The sequence below is a fragment of the Chitinophaga sp. 10T418 genome, assembly GCF_056394125.1.
On record NZ_JBFTHG010000001.1, the window covers coordinates 299316 to 316715 of the forward strand.

Annotated in this window: 21 protein-coding genes; 18 read left to right on the forward strand and 3 right to left on the reverse strand. The window is 43.0% G+C overall.

The window, feature by feature from the left end:
* Positions 1 to 28: 28 nt before the first annotated feature.
* The 3 genes from AC1DCV_RS01155 to AC1DCV_RS01165 all read right to left on the reverse strand — a co-directional run bounded on the left by AC1DCV_RS01155 (position 29) and on the right by AC1DCV_RS01165 (position 2311).
* Positions 29 to 466, reverse strand: a complete 438-nt coding sequence (locus AC1DCV_RS01155) for a hypothetical protein (protein ID WP_477021490.1) — start codon at positions 464 to 466, stop codon at positions 29 to 31.
* Between the two features lie 118 nt (positions 467 to 584).
* Positions 585 to 1763 carry a type IX secretion system outer membrane channel protein PorV gene (porV, locus tag AC1DCV_RS01160; RefSeq protein WP_477021491.1) on the reverse strand — a complete coding sequence of 393 codons (1179 nt, stop codon included), beginning with the start codon at positions 1761 to 1763 and terminating at the stop codon, positions 585 to 587.
* A gap of 41 nt (positions 1764 to 1804) precedes the next feature.
* Entirely contained in the window at positions 1805 to 2311 is a 507-nt protein-coding gene (locus tag AC1DCV_RS01165) for a T9SS type A sorting domain-containing protein (RefSeq protein WP_477021492.1), read from the reverse strand.
* A 466-nt stretch (positions 2312 to 2777) separates the two neighbouring features.
* On the opposite strand from AC1DCV_RS01165, the gene fusA reads away from it, so the two are divergent.
* The 18 genes from fusA (at position 2778) to rplE (ending at position 17380) form a co-directional block, all read left to right on the forward strand.
* Complete coding sequence (gene fusA / locus AC1DCV_RS01170) at positions 2778 to 4922, forward strand: elongation factor G (RefSeq protein WP_441572611.1); 2145 nt, start codon at positions 2778 to 2780, stop codon at positions 4920 to 4922.
* Positions 4923 to 5209: 287 nt separating this feature from the next.
* Positions 5210 to 5992 carry a glycosyltransferase gene (locus tag AC1DCV_RS01175; protein WP_477021493.1) on the forward strand — a complete coding sequence of 261 codons (783 nt, stop codon included), beginning with the start codon at positions 5210 to 5212 and terminating at the stop codon, positions 5990 to 5992.
* A gap of 6 nt (positions 5993 to 5998) precedes the next feature.
* Positions 5999 to 6772 carry a polysaccharide deacetylase family protein gene (locus tag AC1DCV_RS01180; protein WP_477021494.1) on the forward strand — a complete coding sequence of 258 codons (774 nt, stop codon included), beginning with the start codon at positions 5999 to 6001 and terminating at the stop codon, positions 6770 to 6772.
* Positions 6773 to 7171: 399 nt separating this feature from the next.
* Positions 7172 to 7786 carry an outer membrane beta-barrel protein gene (locus tag AC1DCV_RS01185; protein WP_477021495.1) on the forward strand — a complete coding sequence of 205 codons (615 nt, stop codon included), beginning with the start codon at positions 7172 to 7174 and terminating at the stop codon, positions 7784 to 7786.
* A gap of 2299 nt (positions 7787 to 10085) precedes the next feature.
* Complete coding sequence (gene rpsJ, locus AC1DCV_RS01190) at positions 10086 to 10391, forward strand: 30S ribosomal protein S10 (protein WP_012789286.1); 306 nt, start codon at positions 10086 to 10088, stop codon at positions 10389 to 10391.
* 193 nt (positions 10392 to 10584) lie between these two features.
* The gene (rplC, locus tag AC1DCV_RS01195) at positions 10585 to 11202 is read left to right on the forward strand and encodes a 50S ribosomal protein L3 (protein WP_133808646.1); all 618 of its coding nucleotides are present in this window, start codon (positions 10585 to 10587) and stop codon (positions 11200 to 11202) included.
* Position 11203: 1 nt separating this feature from the next.
* Complete coding sequence (gene rplD, locus AC1DCV_RS01200; RefSeq protein WP_133808647.1) at positions 11204 to 11848, forward strand: 50S ribosomal protein L4; 645 nt, start codon at positions 11204 to 11206, stop codon at positions 11846 to 11848.
* A 63-nt stretch (positions 11849 to 11911) separates the two neighbouring features.
* The gene (gene rplW / locus AC1DCV_RS01205; RefSeq protein ID WP_133808648.1) at positions 11912 to 12211 is read left to right on the forward strand and encodes a 50S ribosomal protein L23; all 300 of its coding nucleotides are present in this window, start codon (positions 11912 to 11914) and stop codon (positions 12209 to 12211) included.
* 85 nt (positions 12212 to 12296) lie between these two features.
* The gene (gene rplB / locus AC1DCV_RS01210) at positions 12297 to 13130 is read left to right on the forward strand and encodes a 50S ribosomal protein L2 (RefSeq protein WP_133808649.1); all 834 of its coding nucleotides are present in this window, start codon (positions 12297 to 12299) and stop codon (positions 13128 to 13130) included.
* A gap of 68 nt (positions 13131 to 13198) precedes the next feature.
* Positions 13199 to 13465, forward strand: coding sequence for a 30S ribosomal protein S19 (rpsS, locus tag AC1DCV_RS01215; protein ID WP_079470771.1), 267 nt, complete (start codon positions 13199 to 13201; stop codon positions 13463 to 13465).
* Positions 13466 to 13563: 98 nt separating this feature from the next.
* Positions 13564 to 13911 carry a 50S ribosomal protein L22 gene (rplV, locus tag AC1DCV_RS01220; RefSeq protein WP_106527845.1) on the forward strand — a complete coding sequence of 116 codons (348 nt, stop codon included), beginning with the start codon at positions 13564 to 13566 and terminating at the stop codon, positions 13909 to 13911.
* 63 nt (positions 13912 to 13974) lie between these two features.
* Positions 13975 to 14766: a 30S ribosomal protein S3 gene (gene rpsC, locus AC1DCV_RS01225; protein ID WP_477021496.1), complete on the forward strand. Its 792-nt coding sequence runs from the start codon at positions 13975 to 13977 to the stop codon at positions 14764 to 14766.
* A gap of 55 nt (positions 14767 to 14821) precedes the next feature.
* Positions 14822 to 15241 (forward strand): 50S ribosomal protein L16, encoded by a 420-nt coding sequence (gene rplP, locus AC1DCV_RS01230; protein ID WP_106527847.1) that lies wholly within the window; start codon positions 14822 to 14824, stop codon positions 15239 to 15241.
* Positions 15242 to 15310: 69 nt separating this feature from the next.
* Positions 15311 to 15511 carry a 50S ribosomal protein L29 gene (rpmC, locus tag AC1DCV_RS01235; protein ID WP_079470767.1) on the forward strand — a complete coding sequence of 67 codons (201 nt, stop codon included), beginning with the start codon at positions 15311 to 15313 and terminating at the stop codon, positions 15509 to 15511.
* Positions 15512 to 15602: 91 nt separating this feature from the next.
* The gene (rpsQ, locus tag AC1DCV_RS01240; RefSeq protein WP_079470766.1) at positions 15603 to 15863 is read left to right on the forward strand and encodes a 30S ribosomal protein S17; all 261 of its coding nucleotides are present in this window, start codon (positions 15603 to 15605) and stop codon (positions 15861 to 15863) included.
* Between the two features lie 75 nt (positions 15864 to 15938).
* Positions 15939 to 16307, forward strand: a complete 369-nt coding sequence (gene rplN, locus AC1DCV_RS01245) for a 50S ribosomal protein L14 (protein WP_079470765.1) — start codon at positions 15939 to 15941, stop codon at positions 16305 to 16307.
* A gap of 159 nt (positions 16308 to 16466) precedes the next feature.
* Complete coding sequence (rplX, locus tag AC1DCV_RS01250) at positions 16467 to 16805, forward strand: 50S ribosomal protein L24 (protein WP_133808650.1); 339 nt, start codon at positions 16467 to 16469, stop codon at positions 16803 to 16805.
* Complete coding sequence (rplE, locus tag AC1DCV_RS01255; protein WP_133808651.1) at positions 16805 to 17380, forward strand: 50S ribosomal protein L5; 576 nt, start codon at positions 16805 to 16807, stop codon at positions 17378 to 17380. The genes rplX and rplE overlap by 1 nt, the downstream gene beginning before the upstream one ends.
* Positions 17381 to 17400: the final 20 nt, after the last annotated feature.

Sequence of the window (17400 nt, forward strand, 5' to 3'; positions counted from 1 at the left end):
ATAATCATTTTAATAGGTTACAGCAGGCTTAGCTCTTTTTCTTTACAGGTGCGCTATTTACTTCGCTGCCCTGATTGGGGATGACAATTGGTTTTACTGTCTTCGCTGCCTGCGCAGCTTTCAATTTATTTGCTGCGTCCGTAGCAGATAGGTCTGAAGACATGGGAGACGGAGTAGCACTGGTTTTCAGTAACCGCGCATTCGAATTGTTATGAACAACCGGAGCCTTGTAATTCGTGAAAAGCCGGTTTTCAATAGGTGCGGATATGATCGCCTTATCTGGTTGAGGCTTTATCTCTTTGGCCTGCAGTTTTGCAAGATCCGCCTGTAGATCAGGGAACAAAAAGTCGATCGGATTACGACCATCGTTAACAGTTTCATTCCTGGATGCCGGACGAACCTGTGCATGTGTGAATGATTGCATTCCTACAGTGACAAGGAATAAAGTTATGAGCAGTGATTTCATATGATTGAGAATTATAGATACATGAATGAAAAGTTGTTTTACCCTTTGGGGATAGTTGTTTTTTCCTTTTCCTGTTTGAGTATTTGCAGCGATCGGTAAACAGCTAATGAAGGCTATGCTAATGTTGTACAGCTTCATCACGTGTTCCGCCGATGTTATATACCAGTGAAAATTTCAGGGTTCTTTTCTGTACCAGGCTTTCTCCCGTAGGCATCTGGTAAGCAATGTCCAATGCCAGGTTAGATACCCGTACACCTACTCCGGCCGAGAAATGCTGCCGGTAACCTTTATAAGGGTGTTCATAGAAATATCCTGCCCGTACAAAAAATACCTGGCGATATCCGTATTCGATGCCGGAACCAATGGTAAATTCTCTCAGCTCTTCATGGAAGCCGTCAGGCGCGTCACCAAAAGAAGAAAACATCGCTTCCACTACTCCCCGGTTAGGATCTTTACCTTTCAGGATCTGGTTGGTTTCTATGCCATTGGAATCCAGTGCATACAATGGGGGGGTGGGTACCAGTAATTTATTAATATCAACGGAAAGGGTGAACTCATGCTCCTGGGTATGTACAAACGTATAGCCGCCACCGATACGAAGGTTCATGGGCAGAAAACTCTTCCTGGTATTGTCATCAGAGTATTGCAGCTTGGTGCCTATATTGGTAATACTTATACCAAAACAATAACGGTTACCGAAATCCAGCCGGTCTACGCTGTTCTGATAGTAGTAGCCCAGATCGCCTGCTACTGCAGATGCAGGTTTCTGTTGTAAGTTGTTGTAGGAGCCCTGTCCTAACTGGCTGCGGATATACCTGATGCTCAGTGCCAGCGACATGTGATTACCCAGTTTCCGGGCATAGGAACCATCTATCGAAAATTCTTTCGGATTATAATCCTGCAGTACTGTTCCGTTATCATCGCGGAAAGTGACAGCGCCGTAATTGAAGTATTTCATGGAAATACCCACGCCTTCGGACGCATTCCAGTTTTTATAGGCAGCTACATAAGCCATATTAGACTTATTGTTATTTAACTCCCACATCCAGGGGGAGTAATTGGCGCTTACGCCCCAGTCCCCGGCAAAAACTATTTTAGCTGCATTGGAAAACAGGGAATTGGCATCAGGTGTTAGTCCAATGCTGGCATCTCCGGTTCCACTGCTTCGGGCATCCGGATTAACCAATAAAAAACTGGCGCCTATGTTAGGCGGTTTTTGGGTGATTTTTTGTGCTGATAAAGGGATATCAGCTGTCAAAATACCTGCAAGAAGTATAATTGTATAACCGTATTTCATGTGTCATCAATTAAGTTGTGATGGGGGGCTACAGGAGCGTATTACTGCACAATGAGCTTTTCAAAAAAGACATTACCACTTACATTTAACATAACCGTGTATATGCCTGCTGCAAAGCGGTTAACGGGCAATATGACCGTATTCTTACCCGCACCCATTTGCAGATACTGATGATAAATGCTTTGGCCTGCCGGATTAATCACCTCAATGGTTACATTCACATTTGACAACAGATCAAATTGAATCTTGGTATTGGTAACTGCCGGGTTGGGGAATAAAATATAGCTCTTAACAGGACTTACACCGGGAGGGAGTTTGGGTAATTCTTCCGGTTGTTGAAATCCCTGGGTAAGTAGGGTCTTGCCATTGGTGATAGGCAATACTATTGCTTCTCCTATGGTATACTGGATCTGGATGTTCTGAACAACACCATTGCCGCCGGTACTGGCTACTACCTGCCGGTTCAGAATTACCTGGGCTTTTGATGAAGTACAGACACAGGTCAGTAACAACAGTGCACAGGAGTACCTGAGTACAAATGTTCTCATATAGAAAGGTTAATCAGTAAATGAAGATGCTGGAATAATGCTACAGCGCTATGCCGGGAATGCTATGGTAATAAATAACCTGGTTACCTGTTGAACAGGTATAGTGTAAAGTTTTTCATTCATGATAAATCTGTGTTTTAGGGGGAAACCGAATAATACTTTGCTACGTTTCTTGTTTTTTAGTGCTGGGGGAAATCTAACCTTTTAACAATTCGCTACGAATTTGATTGAAATACGGCAACCGGAAAACTATAATTTAACTTTTGGTTGTATTTGATAAAAAGGTGGTAGGTAGCAACTAAAAACTGGTTTTAGTCAGGATACTTATAAAAGACAATTATAATGTGATAGAACGCCCGTGCTTGTTAAAAAGAAATAACAATTTGGAAAAGCTGGTCGTTTTATTTATTGTCAAAAATAAGTTACCTTTGCCCCCCAAATTGCATTATTTAGTCACTTTAATATTATGGCAGACTTAAAATTTCAAAGGAACTTTGGTATTGCGGCGCACATCGATGCGGGTAAAACCACTACCACAGAACGTATCCTGTATTATACAGGTAAATCCCACAAAATTGGAGAAGTGCACGAGGGTGCTGCTACAATGGACTGGATGGCACAGGAGCAGGAGAGAGGTATTACCATCACATCTGCGGCAACCACTTGTTTCTGGAATTTTCCAACCTTACAAGGTAAAGCCCAACCTGATACCAAACAATATAAATTCAATATCATCGATACCCCGGGTCACGTGGACTTTACCGTTGAGGTAGAGCGTTCCCTGCGTGTACTGGATGGTCTGGTGGCATTGTTCTGCGCTGTATCCGGTGTTGAACCTCAGTCTGAAACCGTTTGGCGTCAGGCTAACCGCTACCGTGTACCACGTATCGGTTTCGTAAATAAAATGGACCGTTCAGGAGCTGACTTCCTGAATGTGGTTAAGCAGGTGAAAGAAATGCTGGGTGCTAACCCCGTTCCTTTGACTTTGCCAATCGGTGCTGAAGATTCCTTCAAAGGTGTTGTGGATCTGATCACCATGAAAGGTATTATCTGGGATGAAGAAGGAAAAGGTGCTACTTACCAGGAAATTCCTATTCCGGAAGATATGCAGGCTGAAGCAGAAGAGTGGAGAGCTAAACTCGTAGAAGCAGTTGCTGAATACGATGATACCCTGATGGAGAAATTCTTCGAAGATCCTAATTCAATCTCTGAAGACGAAATCCACGAAGCTATCCGCAAAGCTACTATCGATATCGCTATCATCCCGATGATGTGCGGTTCTTCCTTCAAAAACAAAGGTGTACAGAAGATGCTGGATGCGGTTTGCCGTTACCTGCCTTCTCCAATGGACGTTGAAGCCGTAAAAGGTACCAACCCTGACACCGGCGAAGAAATCGAACGTAAACCAGATGCAAAAGCTCCATTGTCTGCACTGGCATTCAAAATTGCAACCGATCCTTTCGTAGGTCGTCTGGCGTTCTTCCGGGTTTATTCCGGTCACCTGGATGCGGGTTCTTATGTACTGAACACCCGTACCGGTAAAAACGAGCGTATCAGCCGTATCATGCAGATGCACGCTAACAAGCAGAATCCTATCGATTTCATCGAAGCTGGTGATATCGGTGCTGCTGTTGGTTTTAAAGATATCAAAACCGGTGATACCCTGTGCGATGAAAAAGCACCGATTATCCTGGAATCAATGACATTCCCTGAACCAGTTATCCACATTGCCATCGAGCCTAAAACTCAGGCAGACGTTGATAAAATGGGTCTGGCTATCTCTAAACTGGTAGAAGAAGATCCTACTCTGAGAGCTAAAACTGACGAAGAAACCGGCCAAACCATCCTGAGTGGTATGGGTGAGCTTCACCTCGAAATCATCGTTGACCGTATGCGTCGCGAGTTCAAGGTAGAAGTTAACCAGGGTGCTCCGCAAGTTGCTTACAAAGAAGCATTGACTACCAAAGTTGAACACCGTGAGGTATTCAAGAAACAAACCGGTGGTCGTGGTAAATTCGCTGATATCCAGATCGAAATCGGACCTGCAGACGCAGAATGGTTGAAAGAAAACGAAGGCAAATCCTTCCAGTTCGTAAATGATATCTTTGGTGGTTCCATCCCTAAAGAATTCATCCCTGCGGTACAGAAAGGTTTTGAACAGTCCCTCAACCAGGGTGTTCTCGCAAACTTCCCGCTGGTGAACCTGAGAGTACGTCTGTTTGACGGTTCTTACCACCAGGTGGATTCTGATGCGATGTCATTCGAATTGTGCGCTAAATCTGCTTTCCGTGAAGCTGCCCGCAAAGCTAAACCAGTATTGCTGGAGCCAATCATGAAAGTGGAAGTACTGACTCCAGACCAATACATGGGTGATGTTACAGGTGATCTGAACCGTCGTCGTGGTATGCTGGAAGGTATGGACTCCAAAAACGGTGTTCAGGTAATTAAAGCTAAAGTTCCGTTGAGCGAAATGTTCGGTTACGTAACTCAGCTGCGTTCCCTGTCTTCCGGTCGCGCAAGCTCTATCATGGAATTCTCCCACTATGCACCAGCTCCGAACAACGTAGCTGAAGAAGTGGTAGCTAAAGTGAAAGGTAAAGTAAACGCTTAATCATAGCTTCTTTTATATCGGAAAGGTTGTCCTGCCAAAGCGGGACAACCTTTCTGCTTTTATCCCGGCAACTGACATGAACATGCTATTGCCATGAAAAGAATATTCGATATTTTACGTTGAAATAACCTACAACTGCAATTTACTTTTTGCTAACTGCCAGGGTCCTGTTCTACAGGACCTTTTTTATTTTTTATGCCACATGATAGGGGGAGGCCCTTCTTTTGACGTCATTGTATTGAATCTCATCCATTCAACCTATATTTTTTACAGATAGCCTTGAAATTATGTCAATAGAGTTATTGCAAGCACCTCCTACAACTGTGATTTCGACATCGGGAGAAATGGTAACACTCACCCCCGGCCTTGACTTGATTCTGCCCTGTTGGAACCCCTCGGGCCCTTGGGTGGAATCACTTATCAGGCACTATCACGAGGTAACAACGATCATGGGAAAAGTGCCTGTTCAGTTGATTCTTGTGAATGATGGTTCTGAGCGGAATTTCACTGCACAACATATAGCCTGGCTCGAAGCTGCCATTCCTGATATTATCATCGTTAGCTATACCCGCAACCGTGGTAAAGGATATGCAGTAAGAGAGGGTGTAAAACGTTCTCAACATGCTTACCAGGTGTATACAGACCTGGATTTCCCCTTTGGCATATATGCCGTGAAAGAAGCCTATGACCGTCTGCAACAAGGACTGGATGTGGTGGCAGGGGAGAGAGGGGCTGCTTATCTTCGTGCATTACCCCGCAAGCGCCGTACAATTACCCGCATCAGCCGGTTTTTAAACAGAATAGTGCTGGACCTTAAGGTGGAAGATGCCCAGGCTGGCCTCAAAGGCTTTAATGCATACGGCAGAAACATATTATTGAAAACCCGTATAGATGGCTTTTTGTATGATAGCGAATTTCTATATCATGCAGGCCGCCGCCCACATGTTAAAATTGGTGCAGTCGCAGTATCTTGCCGTCCCGGCATACAGTTCTCATCTTTCCGCTTCAAACTGTTGATGAAGGAGATGGTGAATTATTGCAAGATCATCATCGGCTCTAAAGCCGCTTAGTTTTTTATGGAACAAACGAACAGGATACTGATCAGTGTAGATGTGGAAGAATTTGATATCCCCGAAGAATTCGGTCAACAGGTATCATTACAGGAGAAGCTGGAAGTTTCCAGAAGCGGATTGCAGGCTACACTGGCACTATTTGATAAATATAATGTACGCGCTACCTTTTTCGTGACCGCCTACTGGGCCCAGCATTACCCGGAATTAATCAGGCAGATGGCGGCAAAGCATGAAATAGCCTCTCACGCATATTATCACAGCTCATTCTCAGAGGCTGATCTGGAAGGCTCCAGATTGGCCTTGCAGGAGATCAGCGGACAACATATACAAGGCTTTAGAATGCCCCGTCTGCGGAAAGTGAATATGGATGCCCTAAAGGCGGCCGGCTACCTGTATGACGCCTCTGTGAACCCTACTTGGCTTCCCGGCAGATACAATAACTGGCATCTGCCAAGAACTGTTTTTAAAGAAAAGGACACCTGGATCATCCCATCTTCCGTATCTCCCCTTATAAGATATCCAATATTCTGGCTGAGTGTTAAAAATATGCCCCTGTGGATAACCCGGTATTTCAGCAGAAGAGTATTGAAGAAAGATAATTATCTCTCTTTTTATTTCCATCCCTGGGAATTGATAGATATCAATGCTTATACATTGCCGGCTTATATCAGGCGTATTTCCGGTGAAAAGATGCAACATAAAATGGACGGATTCCTAAGTTTTTTACAAAAACAGGGAACTTTTTGTACGCATGCAGATCTGTTAAAATCCCGCTAGTAGTGTTTTGCAGCTGATAACGTTCACAACCGGATTGCCCGGATGTGAAAGAACCTGTTTTTTATGCAACAACATTTAACTTATAAATGTTGTAGTAATAATGAATAAGGATAAGTATTCATGTTGAGGGAATTTTCGAACTGTGCGGTATGAATTTTTTTAATATTTTTTTATAAGATTAGACTCTTATTATATTCATTTTCAGTAGTTTTGTAATAGACAAGAATCTATTGTCGTGTGATGTTTGTTTAACGAAGATCAAGACTACGTCCCCATTATCCCCCCTGCCTTTTATTTTTTTGGTGGCTGCTATCGACAGCTCAGTTGCAAATGGAAGCATTTGCCTGGAAATTTCTTATTCATTCAACATGTTAAATTGTTAAAACTAAAAATCAGACTATGAAAAGAATTCGTCTCTTAACCCTTGCACTTTCAGCTGTATTGTTTGGTTCCGCTGCTAACGCTCAAATTCAGAAAGGGAATATTATGGTTGGTGCGGATCTTACCAATCTTAATGTTGTTTTTCAAAAGGAAAGCACTGCTTTTAATTTCAATCTTACTCCAAAAGTTGGTTGGTTTATCAAGGACGGTCTGGCTATTGGCGGTTATGTTGCCTTTGGTGCAAATACCACAAAGAATAAAACGACTGACACCAGGGCTTCCAATACCAACTACGGTGTAGGCGCTTTTGCACGTTATTTTGTGGAAGATAAAAATGTTAGAAAACTGGAGTTCTCCAAAAGAACCCGTTTCTTCCTGGAAGCAAATGCTGGTTTTGCTGGCCAGAATCCGGCGAGTGGTGCTTCTACCAATGGTTTTAACGTGGGTATAGGCCCCGGTATCTCCTATTTTATTACTCCCAACATTGGTTTGGAAGGATTGTTTAAATATGATCTTACTGTAGGTGGAGGTAATTCAACTACCGCCAACAGGCTCAGCCTGGGCATAGGTTTCCAGATCTATCTGCCATCTGCCAAAGCAAAGGCGATCTATAAAGAAGAAAGAGGTAAATAAATTTACATATCAACTCACCAATGGTTACGGCTGCATTTTTTGCAGCCGTAACCATTTCTATTAGTGGTCCTAACCGGGGTGAGCAGCCGCTGAATAAAATGAATACACAAACCCGGAATGAACTAATTGAACGGAGGCTTTTCTGCAGGAACTGGTTATTTTAGTAGCTTGTTTGCAGAGATGCAGACAGGGGATTGCTGAAAACCCAGGATAGAGTAAGCGTTACGTCCATAAATACTCCGGTATGTTGAACACTATTCTTCAGGCTGTGCTTAAGTTTTTGCACACCGTAGCAGGAGCACTGTAGTTTTCTGCATTGTTACACAAGGATATTTCCTAATGGGATTGCCGAAAACCATATAAGAGAGTAGGCTAAAAAAACATCATCCAAAAATCATCGCCTTATGATCCTCGATGCATTAAACACATTCCTGACAGGGTTACTGGCATTGCTGGTATCTGCCCTTGGAGGTATTTGATTGTGCAGTAGCACAAGCGGCTACCTCTGCGGTAACTTTCAGACGATCCATTGTAGAGGTTCGGCAGGTATTTTATAATACTTTCCGTGGCCATTGATGTAAACCTGATAGGGTGCTGTTGTTGGTAGCCCACGAAACCACTCGTCAAAAGCATTAGCGTATTTTACAATCTATTTTAACAAAGAGAGCTTCGGTACTCCACTGAAGCTCTCTTTGATTTAAAGAAACCCTCACTGGAATGGGATTGAACAATTCAAAATTAGGATTCCGAACTGAACAAAATGAACGAACGGACTTTAGTGAATAGATTTTAATTTCGACAGGCACTTAAAAGAGTAGGTGTCCTGGGATTGCCGAAAACCAAATCAAGAGAGTAGGTATCACCCGTAGTAAAAACTATCTTATGGATTTACTGACTCAATTGCTGGCGACTATCATCGCATTGCTGAAATCTCTGCTGGGAGGTCTGTAAGAAGATTTCCTTTAGTAAGGGATTCATTTCGTACTTAAGTTATGCTATTTCCCTTACACTCATCATCCTTTTGGCTGTTCAGACCCTGGACAGCCTTTTTTTTGTATGTACGTTCCTAGTTGAACGGCTGTGGTGGCTGAATGAACAGCATGATTAAGTGCTGTTGGAATGAACAAAATGAACGACTGCATATTGAATGATAGCTTTTAATTTTAGTCCTGTTAACTGAATAACAACTGGGAATGCCGAAAACCAGACAATAGAGTAGGCAATATCTTATAAAAACCTTTTCCCATGGATTTAGTGAATCAATTGCTGGCGTTAATTCTTGGCCTGCTGAAATCTCTGCTGGGCGGTCTGTAAGCAGATTTCCTGTAAGGGATCATTTCGTATTTAGTTATGCTATTTCCTTACAAACATTATCTGAGGCTGTTCACAACGAACAGCCTCTTTTTTACCCGCAGATTCCCCGGAAATTGGCTGTGATAGCTGAATGAACAGGAAGGGTGACTGCTGTTGGAATGAACAAGATGAACGGCTGCATATTGAATGATAGCTTTTAATTTTAGTTCTGTTAGCTGAATAACAACTGGGGAATGCCGAAAACCAGACAATAGAGTAGGCAATATCTTATAAAAACCTTTTCCCATGGATTTACTAAATCAACTGCTGGCATTAATTTTAGGATTAATTCAATCATTATTGGGTGGTTTAGGCGGTGGTTTACCGCTTTAATCGGATGGTCGCCCGACCATAGATGTACTCAAACCACTTTAATTATTCAGCAAAGGGCTGTTCCAGGTAAGCAGGAACAGCCCTTTGTGTTGGATATGGGGCCGCATTATGCCGCCTGAGCCGGAAGATGTCATTCGATCTCTTTGGGTTTCCAATAAAAGTCAGGGATCTGAAGAAAGTTGGCAGTCCTTCCGCATCCTCCTTTCTGCCGGCTATGCTATTACCGTTATGGGAACGCCCGTAAAATCTTCCTGCCGATATTGTGTAGTAACCGTGGTCCTGCCGTTGATTTTGCCCTGGTTAAACCGGTTTTACCTATCTCCCGGAAAAAAAATAAAGAAATTTGCTTTTTTTGGTTTTGAAATTTGTTTTCCTATATTTGTCAAAACGAGCATGTGAAGTTACCTTAAGGCTTAACACACACACAATGAATGTTTTCTGAAGCCTTATTGCCCGATAATTTTGTTTTCACCCCCTTCCAACTGCCGCCGGAGCTAGCCTTTTGCCCGGGATCTTTTATTTTTTCCTGAGATTTATTTGCCAAATAGAAAAAACGGGTTACCTTTGCCCTCCCAAATTGTATTGGGAAAAAACAAGAAGAAGTTCATTGCATATGTCTCAGAGAATAAGAATCAAGCTGAAGTCCTACGATCATAACCTGGTAGACAAGTCTGCTGAGAAGATCGTTAAAACCGTGCGTAACACGGGTGCCGTGGTAACAGGTCCAATTCCTTTACCTACCGAGAAGAAAATATTTACAGTATTACGTTCTCCGCACGTTAATAAGAAAGCGCGCGAGCAGTTCCAACTGTGTACACACAAACGTTTACTGGATATTTACACGTCTTCTTCCAGAACTGTAGACGCGCTGAGTAAGCTCGATCTGCCTTCCGGAGTGGAAGTTGAAATTAAAGCATAGGACAACAGCAAGGCGGGCGAAAGGCCGGCCTTTTATTGATTTATGGTTACCTCGCTGATTTTCAGCAAGGTAACAATTTTAACAAGCAAACATAGGTCGCGCCTTCTGGGCGGCCGCCCAATAAATGTATTTAAACCGCCCATCCTGGGGATAGCACGAAATCCCCCAGGCGCTGGGTAAAATCATATAAAAAATGAAAGGTATTATTGGCAAAAAGATTGGTATGACCAGCATCTTCGAAGCTAATGGTAAGCAAACTGCTGTTACCATTATCGAAGCGGGTCCCAACGTTGTAACTCAGGTAAAAACCCTGGAAACAGATGGTTACAATGCAATTCAGGTTTCTTTCGGTGAGAAGAAAGAAAAACACACCACAAAAGCAGAAAGCAATCACTTCGCGAAAGCAAGCACCTCTCCCAAACGTTTTGTAAAAGAACTCCGCAACCCGGACGTACAGAAAGCCCTCGGTGAATCTATCACATGCGAAATCTTCGCAGAAGGTGAATCAATTGACGTTGTAGGCACTTCCAAAGGTAAAGGTTTCCAGGGTGTTGTAAAACGCCACGGATTCAGCGGTGTGGGTGAAGCTACCCACGGTCAGCACGATAGAAGCAGAGCTCCTGGTTCTGTTGGTGGATCATCTTATCCTTCCCGCGTTTTCAAGGGTATGCGTATGGCCGGCCAGACAGGTAACGAAAGAATAAAAGTGAAAGGTCTGAAGATCGTGAAAATATTCCCTGAAAAGAATTATATCCTGGTAAGTGGTTCCGTTCCCGGCCACATTGGTTCAATCGTTTTAATCCAGAAGTAACATGCAAATCGATATTTTAAATATAGAAGGTAAGAAAACCGGAAGGTCAATTGAACTTCCAGAGGAGATCTTTGGTGTTGAGCCTAACAACCACGTAATTTACCTGGCTGTTAAACAATACCTCGCTGCTCAGCGTCAGGGTACCCACAAGGTAAAAACCAGAGCTGAAGTACAAGGTGCTTCCCGCAAACTGCACAAACAGAAAGGTACTGGTGGTGCCCGTAAAGGTAACATCCGTAACCCATTGTATAAAGGTGGTGGTACCATCTTTGGACCAAAACCGCACGGTTGGGGTTTCAAACTGAACAGAAAAGTGAAAGATCTCGCTAAGATCTCCGCCCTGTCAGTAAAAGCTAAAGAAAACAGCATCATCATCGTTGAAGATCTGCAGCTCGAAACACCTAAAACAAAACAATTCGTTGGATTCCTGAAGAACCTGAACATCAACGTTGAAGGCAGAAAGACTATGTTCATCACGCCTGAATACAATGACAATGTTTATCTGTCTTTGAGAAACATCCCTACTGTAGACGGTACTGTACTGAGCGACGTAAACACTTACGACATCATGAACAGCAATTACATCGTTTTCACAGAAAGCGCTGCTAAAATCTTCACTGAAGAGCCTGCAGAAGCTGAAGCTTAGGATGTAAAAACCAATTAAATAACAGCTCGCGGCCAACGCCAACAGCTAAATGCTATAAAGAAAATGAAACTTTCTGACGTTTTAATCAAACCGGTGGTATCCGAAAAGGTTAATAAAGCAACCGAAAAATTCAACCGCTACTACTTCATCGTTGACAAAAAAGCCAACAAACTGGAGATCAAAAAAGCAGTAGAAGAATTTTACGGTGTAACCGTAGCAGATGTAAACACTGCTGTAATGCCAGGTAAAGCTAAATTCCGCTTTACTAAAGCCGGTTTCATCGCAGGTAAAAAACCGTCTTACAAAAAGGCGATCATTACCGTTGCAACTGGTGAAACTATAGATCTGTATGCTAACATGTAGTGCCGTTCCGGCCTGAACAGCCGGGATGTGGATGTATATACAGATCACGATTTATATTTAATAACATTTAACTTTTTAGGAAGTAATGGCACTGAAGAAGTTCAAACCAATGACGGCCGGTACCCGCTGGAAAATAGGCAACGCTTACGCTGAGCTGACATCGGATACCCCTGAGAAAAGCCTGCTGGAACCGATCAAAAGAACCGGCGGTAGAAATGCGCAAGGAAGAATGTCCATGCGCTACATAGGTGGTGGTCACAAGAAACAATACCGTGTAATTGATTTCAAACGTGATAAAGAGAATGTACCTGCTACAGTTAAAACGATCGAATATGATCCTAACCGTAGCGCATTCATCGCACTGGTAAACTATGCTGATGGTGAAAAACGTTATATCATTGCTCCACAGGGCTTACAAGTTGGCGGTACCGTTATCAGCGGCGCTGACGTAGCTCCTGAAGTAGGTAACGCTTTACCATTGAAAAATATGCCACTGGGTACTGTTGTACACAACATTGAGCTGCAACCTGGTAAAGGTGGTGCGATCGCAAGAAGCGCCGGCGCTTATGCACAGTTATCCAACAAGGAAGAAAAGTATGCCGTACTGAAAATGCCTTCCGGTGAGCTCCGCAAAGTATTAAATACTTGTAAAGCAACCGTAGGTACTGTTTCTAACTCCGACCACGCTCTGCAATCCATCGGTAAAGCAGGTGCTAACCGTTGGAGAGGTATCCGCCCCCGCAACCGTGGTGTGGCTATGAACCCTGTGGATCACCCAATGGGTGGTGGTGAAGGTAAATCTTCCGGAGGCCATCCAAGATCAAGAACTGGTAAATATGCGAAAGGTCTGAAAACCAGAAAACCGCATAAGAGTTCTGATAAGCTGATCATTAGCAGAAAAAACGGTAAAAAATTATAATATTTCGGAATTCGGGCTCCGGTAGCAGTACCGGATCTCGGGTTTGAAAAATCATAAATCAGTAAGACATGGCTCGTTCCATAAAAAAAGGTCCTTACGTAGACCTGAAATTAGAAACAAAAGTTGAGAAGATGAATACCGGTACCAAGCGTTCTGTTATCAAGACCTGGAGCCGTCGTTCTACTATCACACCTGATTTCGTTGGTCACACGTTCGCAGTACACAATGGCAACAAATTTATTCCTGTTTATGTAACAGAATTCATGGTTGGTCATAAACTGGGCGAATTTGCTCCTACACGTAACTTCAGAGGACACGTTAACAAGAAAATGTAAATTATAGTCTGAGGTTTGAGGTTTGAAGTATTCAGTTTCAAACCGATAACATCAAACATCAGGCATCAGACACTTAATAATAAAAGAAATTAATTACAATGGAAGCAGTAGCTAAGCTGAATAATAATCCTACATCTCCCCGCAAAATGCGTTTGCTGGCAGACTTAATCCGCGGTCTGGATGTAGAAAAGGCTTTGAATATTTTGAAATTCCATCCGAAACACCCGAGCGTACCTTTAGAAAAACTGCTGGTATCCGCTATCGCTAACTGGAAAGTTAAAAACGAAGGTGCAAGGGTAGAAGATGCTAACCTGATCGTAAAAACCGTTTTTGTTGATGGTGGCCGCACACTGAAAAGAATGCGTCCAGCTCCACAGGGAAGGGGTTACCGTATCCGCAAGAGAAGTAACCACGTAACGATTGTAGTTGACGGTAAAGCACAGTAATTAGTGCACATCGGAAACGAGATAGAAACAAAACTATTAAACTAATAGACAAATAACCAGAACATGGGTCAGAAAACAAATCCTATTGGTAACAGGTTAGGTATCATCAGAGGATGGGACTCTAATTGGTATGGCAGCAAAAAAGACTTTGCTGTTAAACTGATCGAAGATAACAAGATCAGAACTTATCTGAATGCCCGTATCAACAAAGGCGGTATTTCAAGAGTTGTGATCGAAAGAACTTTAGGTAAGTTAATCATCACTGTTCATACTTCTAAGCCTGGTATCATCATTGGTAAAGGCGGTAACGAAGTTGATCGCATCAAGGAAGAACTGAAGAAGCTGACAGGTAAAGAAGATGTTCAGATCAACATCCTCGAAATCCGTCGTCCCGAAATGGATGCTAACATCGTTGCTGAAACAATTGCAAAACAAATTGAAAGCCGTATTAACTACAAACGTGCTATCAAAATGGCAATTGCTACTGCTCTGAGAATGGGTGCAGAAGGTATCAAGGTTAAAATCAGTGGCCGTTTAGGTGGTGCTGAAATTGCCYGCTCCGAAGAAATGAAACAAGGTCGCGTGCCTTTACATACTTTCCGTATGGACATTGATTACGCTTCCCTGTTCGCTTTAACGGTTTATGGTAAAATCGGTATCAAAGTATGGATCTGTAAAGGTGAAGTACTGGGTAAACGCGATCTTAACCCGAACGTTTTAACCGGTAAAGAAGGCGATAACCGTGGCACTGGTCATGGTGGTGAACGCAGAGAACATCACGGTGAACGTAGAGATAACCGCGGTGGTGGCGAAAGAAGAGGCGGTGGAGAACACCGTGGCGGCGGCCGCAGATAGTATCTGGCGGTAGAGCAGACATTAACAATTACTATTAACATTAACAACATAGACGATGTTACAGCCAAAAAGAACGAAACACAGGAAGATGCACAAAGGCCGCATCAAAGGGAACGCTAAAAGAGGCGCTACCCTCTCCTTTGGTACTTTCGGTCTTAAAGCATTAGAACCTAAGTGGATCACCGACAGGCAGATCGAAGCTGCTCGTGTGGCACTCACAAGACACATGAAACGTGAAGGTAACGTGTGGATCCGCATATTCCCTGACAAACCTATCACTGCTAAGCCTTTGGAAGTGAGGATGGGTAAAGGTAAAGGTGCTCCTGACCATTGGGCAGCAGTAGTGAAGCCAGGTAGAATTTTATTTGAAGCTGATGGTGTTTCCTTACAGGTAGCAAAAGAAGCAATGGAACTCGCAGCTCAGAAACTGCCCATCAAAGTAAAATTTGTAACCAGCCGCGACTTCGTAGCTTAATTACAGGTACACAATAACTAAAAATCCGGTAATCCTGCCCCGGCAGCTAACCGAATCAAATTCAATACAATGGCAAAAGAAAAGCTGGAACTGAAAGGCCTGAGCGAACAAGATCTGAAAGAGAAAATCTCTGCAGAAGAACTCCGCTTGAAAAAAATGACCTTTGGTCACGCAATTACGCCAATCGAAAATCCAATGAGCATCCGCGCCGTAAGACGCGATATCGCTCGGATGAACACCGAACTGCGTAAAAGACAACTGGGCTTCTGATTCGTCAGTCCCGGTAACCCCGGGACTGCTGACATAGCATTAGTATAACACAATTTATGACCTCCTCACGGAGGGTTAAATACTTTCAACAATGACGACCGAAAGAAAATTAAGAAAAACCAGGATTGGTGTGGTTGCCAGCAACAAAATGGATAAAACCATCACCGTTAAGGTGGAGCGTAAGGTAAAGCACCCTATCTATGGTAAATTCGTGAAAAAAACTACCAAGTTCATGGCACACGACGATAAGAACGAGTGCAGCATTGGCGATACCGTGAAAATCGCGGAAACTCGTCCTTTGAGCAAGAACAAGTGCTGGAGACTGGTAGAAGTAATCGCTAAAGTAAAATAATTATTTATTTGTTTCAAGCTGTATCCGGCAATCCCGGTTACAGCCGCTGACTAAACAATATCAAATCTCATTTCGATGATACAACAAGAATCAAGACTGAGTGTAGCTGACAACAGCGGTGCCAAAGAAGTACTTTGCATCCGTGTGTTAGGTAACTCCGGTCAGGACTACGCTGGCGTAGGCGATAAGATTGTAGTAACCGTGAAGGATGCAATGCCAGGCGGTGGTGTTAAGAAAGGTATGGTTACTAAAGCTGTAATCGTAAGAACTAAGAACAAATTACGTCGTAAAGACGGTTCTTATATCCGTTTCGATGATAACGCAGTAGTACTGCTGAATAACTCAGACGAACCTCGCGGTACCCGTATTTTCGGTCCGGTTGCACGTGAGCTGAGAGACAAGGGTTATATGAAAATTATCTCCCTCGCTCCTGAGGTATTATAAGATATTATCGATTGAGGGATTCAGGATTTTTCAGATAAATTTCCTGAATCCCAAAATTCATAAATATTTCTTATCTTTGCAGCCCGTTTGCAAAACGAGAAAAAACATTAATCAAGCGAAACAACTGTTTCGCTTGGCGTTTATAAATAAATCAAAGTAATGAAAACTAGATTTAAGCCTAAATTCAACATTAAGAAGGGCGACCTGGTTGCGGTAATTGCCGGTGATGACAAGGACAGGACCAAAGCGCGTAAAGTGCTGGAAGTTCAGCCTGATAAAGCCCGCATTCTTGTAGAAGGCGTTAACATTATTACCAAGCACACAAAGCCTACCGCTCAGAATACCAAAGGTGGTATTGTTAAGCAGGAAGCTCCTATTGCTATCTCCAACGTGATGCTGTGGGACGCCAAAACTGGTGCTCCAACCAAAGTTAACAGGAAGAGAGAGAATGGTAAATTAATTCGTATCGCTAAAAAATCAGGGGAGGAAATTAAATAATGTCAAACACAAAATATACTCCGAGACTGCAGACCAAATACCACGAGGAAGTTAAATCTGCACTGATGAAGAAATTCAACTACAAAAGTGTAATGCAGGTTCCTCGCCTGGTAAAAATTTGCCTGAACCAGGGTATCAATGGTGCAGTAGGTGATAAGAAACTGGTAGACATCGCAGTAGACGAAATGACCCGCATCGCTGGTCAGAAAGCTATCGCTACTATGTCTAAGAAGGATATCTCCAACTTCAAACTGAGAAAGAACATGCCTATCGGTGCTCGTGTAACTTTACGCGCTACCAATATGTATGACTTCCTGGATCGTTTGATCGCTGTATCCCTCCCACGTGTACGTGACTTCAAAGGTGTGAACGAAAAAGCTTTTGACGGTCGTGGTAACTACACTATGGGTATCACCGAACAAATCATCTTCCCTGAAATCGATATCGATAAAGTAACGAAAATGTCCGGTATGGATATCACTTTCGTTACAACTGCAAACACCAACGAAGAAGCTTACGAGCTCCTGAAAGAAATGGGTATGCCGTTCAAGGGTATGAAAAAAGATAATCAGTAAATCGAAACGATAAATTAATT

What these genes read in the sequence shown, in the direction of transcription:
- AC1DCV_RS01180 (WP_477021494.1), top strand. Translation starts at nt 5,999, where the DNA reads ATGGAACAAACGAACAGGATACTGATCAGTGTAGATGTGGAAGAATTT.
- rplP (WP_106527847.1), top strand. Translation starts at nt 14,822, where the DNA reads ATGTTACAGCCAAAAAGAACGAAACACAGGAAGATGCACAAAGGCCGC.
- rpsS (WP_079470771.1), top strand. Translation starts at nt 13,199, where the DNA reads ATGGCTCGTTCCATAAAAAAAGGTCCTTACGTAGACCTGAAATTAGAA.
- rpsJ (WP_012789286.1), top strand. Translation starts at nt 10,086, where the DNA reads ATGTCTCAGAGAATAAGAATCAAGCTGAAGTCCTACGATCATAACCTG.
- porV (WP_477021491.1), bottom strand. Translation starts at nt 1,763, where the DNA reads ATGAAATACGGTTATACAATTATACTTCTTGCAGGTATTTTGACAGCT.
- AC1DCV_RS01185 (WP_477021495.1), top strand. Translation starts at nt 7,172, where the DNA reads ATGAAAAGAATTCGTCTCTTAACCCTTGCACTTTCAGCTGTATTGTTT.
- rpsQ (WP_079470766.1), top strand. Translation starts at nt 15,603, where the DNA reads ATGACGACCGAAAGAAAATTAAGAAAAACCAGGATTGGTGTGGTTGCC.
- rplE (WP_133808651.1), top strand. Translation starts at nt 16,805, where the DNA reads ATGTCAAACACAAAATATACTCCGAGACTGCAGACCAAATACCACGAG.
- fusA (WP_441572611.1), top strand. Translation starts at nt 2,778, where the DNA reads ATGGCAGACTTAAAATTTCAAAGGAACTTTGGTATTGCGGCGCACATC.
- rplV (WP_106527845.1), top strand. Translation starts at nt 13,564, where the DNA reads ATGGAAGCAGTAGCTAAGCTGAATAATAATCCTACATCTCCCCGCAAA.
- rplW (WP_133808648.1), top strand. Translation starts at nt 11,912, where the DNA reads ATGAAACTTTCTGACGTTTTAATCAAACCGGTGGTATCCGAAAAGGTT.
- rplX (WP_133808650.1), top strand. Translation starts at nt 16,467, where the DNA reads ATGAAAACTAGATTTAAGCCTAAATTCAACATTAAGAAGGGCGACCTG.
- AC1DCV_RS01175 (WP_477021493.1), top strand. Translation starts at nt 5,210, where the DNA reads ATGTCAATAGAGTTATTGCAAGCACCTCCTACAACTGTGATTTCGACA.
- AC1DCV_RS01165 (WP_477021492.1), bottom strand. Translation starts at nt 2,311, where the DNA reads ATGAGAACATTTGTACTCAGGTACTCCTGTGCACTGTTGTTACTGACC.
- rplB (WP_133808649.1), top strand. Translation starts at nt 12,297, where the DNA reads ATGGCACTGAAGAAGTTCAAACCAATGACGGCCGGTACCCGCTGGAAA.
- rplN (WP_079470765.1), top strand. Translation starts at nt 15,939, where the DNA reads ATGATACAACAAGAATCAAGACTGAGTGTAGCTGACAACAGCGGTGCC.
- rpmC (WP_079470767.1), top strand. Translation starts at nt 15,311, where the DNA reads ATGGCAAAAGAAAAGCTGGAACTGAAAGGCCTGAGCGAACAAGATCTG.
- AC1DCV_RS01155 (WP_477021490.1), bottom strand. Translation starts at nt 466, where the DNA reads ATGAAATCACTGCTCATAACTTTATTCCTTGTCACTGTAGGAATGCAA.
- rplD (WP_133808647.1), top strand. Translation starts at nt 11,204, where the DNA reads ATGCAAATCGATATTTTAAATATAGAAGGTAAGAAAACCGGAAGGTCA.
- rplC (WP_133808646.1), top strand. Translation starts at nt 10,585, where the DNA reads ATGAAAGGTATTATTGGCAAAAAGATTGGTATGACCAGCATCTTCGAA.